This is a genomic window from Streptococcus sp. CL5.50 (assembly GCF_049738015.1).
GTDB classification, from domain to species: domain Bacteria; phylum Bacillota; class Bacilli; order Lactobacillales; family Streptococcaceae; genus Streptococcus; species Streptococcus mitis_CA.
In genome coordinates, this window is sequence record NZ_JBKOTR010000023.1 from 1 (window position 1) to 4,936 (window position 4,936).

Sequence of the window (4,936 nt, forward strand, 5' to 3'; positions counted from 1 at the left end):
AAAAAACAATAAATCTGTCAGTGACAGAAATGAGTGAGAACTCAAACTTTTAATGAGAGTTTGATCCTGGCTCAGGACGAACGCTGGCGGCGTGCCTAATACATGCAAGTAGAACGCTGAAGGAGGAGCTTGCTTCTCCGGATGAGTTGCGAACGGGTGAGTAACGCGTAGGTAACCTGCCTGGTAGCGGGGGATAACTATTGGAAACGATAGCTAATACCGCATAAGAGTAGATGTTGCATGACATTTGCTTAAAAGGTGCAATTGCATCACTACCAGATGGACCTGCGTTGTATTAGCTAGTTGGTGGGGTAACGGCTCACCAAGGCGACGATACATAGCCGACCTGAGAGGGTGATCGGCCACACTGGGACTGAGACACGGCCCAGACTCCTACGGGAGGCAGCAGTAGGGAATCTTCGGCAATGGACGGAAGTCTGACCGAGCAACGCCGCGTGAGTGAAGAAGGTTTTCGGATCGTAAAGCTCTGTTGTAAGAGAAGAACGAGTGTGAGAGTGGAAAGTTCACACTGTGACGGTATCTTACCAGAAAGGGACGGCTAACTACGTGCCAGCAGCCGCGGTAATACGTAGGTCCCGAGCGTTGTCCGGATTTATTGGGCGTAAAGCGAGCGCAGGCGGTTAGATAAGTCTGAAGTTAAAGGCTGTGGCTTAACCATAGTACGCTTTGGAAACTGTTTAACTTGAGTGCAAGAGGGGAGAGTGGAATTCCATGTGTAGCGGTGAAATGCGTAGATATATGGAGGAACACCGGTGGCGAAAGCGGCTCTCTGGCTTGTAACTGACGCTGAGGCTCGAAAGCGTGGGGAGCAAACAGGATTAGATACCCTGGTAGTCCACGCCGTAAACGATGAGTGCTAGGTGTTAGACCCTTTCCGGGGTTTAGTGCCGCAGCTAACGCATTAAGCACTCCGCCTGGGGAGTACGACCGCAAGGTTGAAACTCAAAGGAATTGACGGGGGCCCGCACAAGCGGTGGAGCATGTGGTTTAATTCGAAGCAACGCGAAGAACCTTACCAGGTCTTGACATCCCTCTGACCGCTCTAGAGATAGAGCTTTCCTTCGGGACAGAGGTGACAGGTGGTGCATGGTTGTCGTCAGCTCGTGTCGTGAGATGTTGGGTTAAGTCCCGCAACGAGCGCAACCCCTATTGTTAGTTGCCATCATTCAGTTGGGCACTCTAGCGAGACTGCCGGTAATAAACCGGAGGAAGGTGGGGATGACGTCAAATCATCATGCCCCTTATGACCTGGGCTACACACGTGCTACAATGGCTGGTACAACGAGTCGCAAGCCGGTGACGGCAAGCTAATCTCTTAAAGCCAGTCTCAGTTCGGATTGTAGGCTGCAACTCGCCTACATGAAGTCGGAATCGCTAGTAATCGCGGATCAGCACGCCGCGGTGAATACGTTCCCGGGCCTTGTACACACCGCCCGTCACACCACGAGAGTTTGTAACACCCGAAGTCGGTGAGGTAACCGTAAGGAGCCAGCCGCCTAAGGTGGGATAGATGATTGGGGTGAAGTCGTAACAAGGTAGCCGTATCGGAAGGTGCGGCTGGATCACCTCCTTTCTAAGGAAAAGGAACTGCGCATTGGTCTTGTTTAGTCTTGAGAGGTCTTGTGGGGCCTTAGCTCAGCTGGGAGAGCGCCTGCTTTGCACGCAGGAGGTCAGCGGTTCGATCCCGCTAGGCTCCATTGGTGAGAGATCACCAAGTAATGCACATTGAAAATTGAATATCTATATCAAATAGTAACAAGAAAATAAACCGAAAACGCTGTAGTATTAATAAGAGTTTATGACTGAAAGGTCAGAAAATAAGGTTAAGTTAATAAGGGCGCACGGTGGATGCCTTGGCACTAGGAGCCGAAGAAGGACGTGACAAACGACGATATGCCTTGGGTAGCTGTAAGTAAGCGATGATCCAGGGATTTCCGAATGGGGGAACCCAACAGGTACTACCTGTTACCCGCATCTGTTAAGGATGTGAGGAGGAAGACGCAGTGAACTGAAACATCTAAGTAGCTGCAGGAAGAGAAAGCAAAAGCGATTGCCTTAGTAGCGGCGAGCGAAACGGCAGAAGGGCAAACCGAAGAGTTTACTCTTCGGGGTTGTAGGACTGCAATGTGGACTCAAAGATTATAGAAGAATGATTTGGGAAGATCAGCCAAAGAGAGTAATAGCCTCGTATTTAAAATAGTCTTTGTACCTAGCAGTATCCTGAGTACGGCGGGACACGTGAAATCCCGTCGGAATCTGGGAGGACCATCTCCCAACCCTAAATACTCCCTAGTGACCGATAGTGAACCAGTACCGTGAGGGAAAGGTGAAAAGCACCCCGGGAGGGGAGTGAAATAGAACCTGAAACCGTGTGCCTACAACAAGTTCGAGCCCGTTAATGGGTGAGAGCGTGCCTTTTGTAGAATGAACCGGCGAGTTACGTTATGATGCGAGGTTAAGTTGAAGAGACGGAGCCGTAGGGAAACCGAGTCTGAATAGGGCGCCTTAGTATCATGACGTAGACCCGAAACCATGTGACCTACCCATGAGCAGGTTGAAGGTGCGGTAAGACGCACTGGAGGACCGAACCAGGGCACGTTGAAAAGTGCTTGGATGACTTGTGGGTAGCGGAGAAATTCCAAACGAACTTGGAGATAGCTGGTTCTCTCCGAAATAGCTTTAGGGCTAGCGTCGACATAAAGATTCTTGGAGGTAGAGCACTGTTTGGGTGAGGGGTCCATCCCGGATTACCAATCTCAGATAAACTCCGAATGCCAATGAATTATGGTCGGCAGTCAGACTGCGAGTGCTAAGATCCGTAGTCGAAAGGGAAACAGCCCAGACCACCAGCTAAGGTCCCAAAATAATTGTTAAGTGGAAAAGGATGTGGGGTTGCACAGACAACTAGGATGTTAGCTTAGAAGCAGCTATTCATTCAAAGAGTGCGTAATAGCTCACTAGTCGAGTGACCCTGCGCCGAAAATGTACCGGGGCTAAAACAATTTACCGAAGCTGTGGATACCTTTATAGGTATGGTAGGAGAGCGTTCTATGTGTGATGAAGGTGTACCGTGAGGAGTGCTGGAACGCATAGAAGTGAGAATGCCGGTATGAGTAGCGAAAGACAGGTGAGAATCCTGTCCACCGTAAGACTAAGGTTTCCAGGGGAAGGCTCGTCCGCCCTGGGTTAGTCGGGACCTAAGGAGAGACCGAAAGGTGTATCCGATGGACAACAGGTTGATATTCCTGTACTAGAGTATGTAGTGATGGAGGGACGCAGTAGGCTAACTAAAGCAGACGATTGGAAGTGTCTGTCTAAGCAGTGAGGTGTGATATGAGTCAAATGCTTATATCTGTAACATTGAGCTGTGATGGGGAGCGAAGTTTAGTAGCGAAGTTAGTGACGTCACACTGCCAAGAAAAGCTTCTAGCGTTTAAACATACTCTACCCGTACCGCAAACCGACACAGGTAGTCGAGGCGAGTAGCCTCAGGTGAGCGAGAGAACTCTCGTTAAGGAACTCGGCAAAATGACCCCGTAACTTCGGGAGAAGGGGTGCTGACTTTATGTCAGCCGCAGTGAATAGGCCCAAGCAACTGTTTATCAAAAACACAGCTCTCTGCTAAATCGTAAGATGATGTATAGGGGGTGACGCCTGCCCGGTGCTGGAAGGTTAAGAGGAGTGCTTAGCGCAAGCGAAGGTATGAATTGAAGCCCCAGTAAACGGCGGCCGTAACTATAACGGTCCTAAGGTAGCGAAATTCCTTGTCGGGTAAGTTCCGACCCGCACGAAAGGCGTAATGATTTGGGCACTGTCTCAACGAGAGACTCGGTGAAATTTTAGTACCTGTGAAGATGCAGGTTACCCGCGACAGGACGGAAAGACCCCATGGAGCTTTACTGCAGTTTGATATTGAGTGTCTGTACCACATGTACAGGATAGGTAGGAGTCTATGAGATCGGGACGCCAGTTTCGAAGGAGACGTTGTTGGGATACTACCCTTGTGTTATGGCCACTCTAACCCAGATAGGTGATCCCTATCGGAGACAGTGTCTGACGGGCAGTTTGACTGGGGCGGTCGCCTCCTAAAAGGTAACGGAGGCGCCCAAAGGTTCCCTCAGAATGGTTGGAAATCATTCGCAGAGTGTAAAGGTATAAGGGAGCTTGACTGCGAGAGCTACAACTCGAGCAGGGACGAAAGTCGGGCTTAGTGATCCGGTGGTTCCGTATGGAAGGGCCATCGCTCAACGGATAAAAGCTACCCTGGGGATAACAGGCTTATCTCCCCCAAGAGTTCACATCGACGGGGAGGTTTGGCACCTCGATGTCGGCTCGTCGCATCCTGGGGCTGTAGTCGGTCCCAAGGGTTGGGCTGTTCGCCCATTAAAGCGGCACGCGAGCTGGGTTCAGAACGTCGTGAGACAGTTCGGTCCCTATCCGTCGCGGGCGTAGGAAATTTGAGAGGATCTGCTCCTAGTACGAGAGGACCAGAGTGGACTTACCGCTGGTGTACCAGTTGTCTTGCCAAAGGCATCGCTGGGTAGCTATGTAGGGAAGGGATAAACGCTGAAAGCATCTAAGTGTGAAACCCACCTCAAGATGAGATTTCCCATGATTTTATATCAGTAAGAGCCCTGAGAGATGATCAGGTAGATAGGTTAGAAGTGGAAGTGTGGCGACACATGTAGCGGACTAATACTAATAGCTCGAGGACTTATCCAAAGTAACTGAGAATATGAAAGCGAACGGTTTTCTTGATTTGAATAGATATTCAATTTTGAGTAGGTATTACTCAGAGTTAAGTGACGATAGCCTAGGAGATACACCTGTACCCATGCCGAACACAGAAGTTAAGCCCTAGAACGCCGGAAGTAGTTGGGGGTTGCCCCCTGTGAGATATGGAAGTCGCTTAGCT

At 50.1% G+C, this 4,936-nt stretch carries 1 tRNA gene and 3 rRNA genes; all 4 read left to right on the forward strand.

Annotation, left to right across the window (positions count from 1 at the left end):
- The first annotated feature begins 48 nt into the window (after window positions 1-48).
- The 4 genes from ACLNCV_RS09640 (at window position 49) to rrf (ending at window position 4,935) form a co-directional block, all read left to right on the forward strand.
- A 16S ribosomal RNA gene (locus ACLNCV_RS09640) occupies window positions 49-1,594 on the forward strand.
- A gap of 51 nt (window positions 1,595-1,645) precedes the next feature.
- A tRNA-Ala gene (locus ACLNCV_RS09645) sits at window positions 1,646-1,718 on the forward strand.
- Window positions 1,719-1,842: 124 nt separating this feature from the next.
- Window positions 1,843-4,743 (forward strand): 23S ribosomal RNA (locus tag ACLNCV_RS09650).
- Between the two features lie 76 nt (window positions 4,744-4,819).
- A 5S ribosomal RNA gene (rrf, locus tag ACLNCV_RS09655) occupies window positions 4,820-4,935 on the forward strand.
- The 16S, 23S and 5S rRNA genes sit together here with 1 tRNA gene alongside, the layout of an rRNA operon.
- The last annotated feature ends 1 nt before the right edge of the window (window position 4,936 follow it).